The 460-nt window shown below is 45.9% G+C and carries 1 protein-coding gene, 2 tRNA genes and 1 rRNA gene; 1 reads left to right on the plus strand and 3 read right to left on the minus strand.

Annotated elements, in window-relative coordinates; all coding sequences use genetic code 11:
* A partial coding sequence (locus D479_RS20950) for a hypothetical protein (RefSeq protein WP_206536246.1) occupies nucleotides 1–186 on the plus strand: 186 nt, incomplete at its 5' end.
* Here the strand turns inward: D479_RS20950 and D479_RS19675 are convergent.
* From D479_RS19675 to D479_RS19685, 3 genes are all read right to left on the minus strand, one after another.
* Nucleotides 157–232, minus strand: a tRNA-Ala gene (locus tag D479_RS19675). The two genes, D479_RS20950 and D479_RS19675, sit on opposite strands and share 30 nt — an antisense overlap.
* A gap of 10 nt (nucleotides 233–242) precedes the next feature.
* Nucleotides 243–319, minus strand: a tRNA-Ile gene (locus tag D479_RS19680).
* Nucleotides 320–398: 79 nt separating this feature from the next.
* Nucleotides 399–460: ribosomal RNA gene (locus D479_RS19685) — 16S ribosomal RNA — on the minus strand; the annotation flags it as partial.

The raw sequence follows: 460 nt of genomic DNA on the forward strand, positions 1-460 counted from the left end.
GTTTGTTTAAAACTTTCGATGTTTGATGTCTTGTCATCAATCGTTTCATCGTTAGATGATACGATGATTCCTTATCCAGTTTTCAAGGTTCACGCCCTATATTCAGGGTTGAATATAAAACACAATCAAATCATTGTGTTTGGTATATCATTTAAATGGTGGAGCCTAGCGGGATCGAACCGCTGACCTCCTGCGTGCAAAGCAGGCGCTCTCCCAGCTGAGCTAAGGCCCCGTTTTTTGAATGGTGGGCCTGAGTGGACTTGAACCACCGACCTCACGCTTATCAGGCGTGCGCTCTAACCAGCTGAGCTACAGGCCCATTCAATTCTTAGAAGAGTATCTTTCGATCTCTCAAAACTGAACAACCAACCAAGTACGCTTCCGTTCTAAATCCTTAGAAAGGAGGTGATCCAGCCGCACCTTCCGATACGGCTACCTTGTTACGACTTCACCCCAATCA

The sequence above is a fragment of the Halobacillus sp. BAB-2008 genome, assembly GCF_000328325.1.
GTDB lineage: Bacteria > Bacillota > Bacilli > Bacillales > Halobacillaceae > Halobacillus.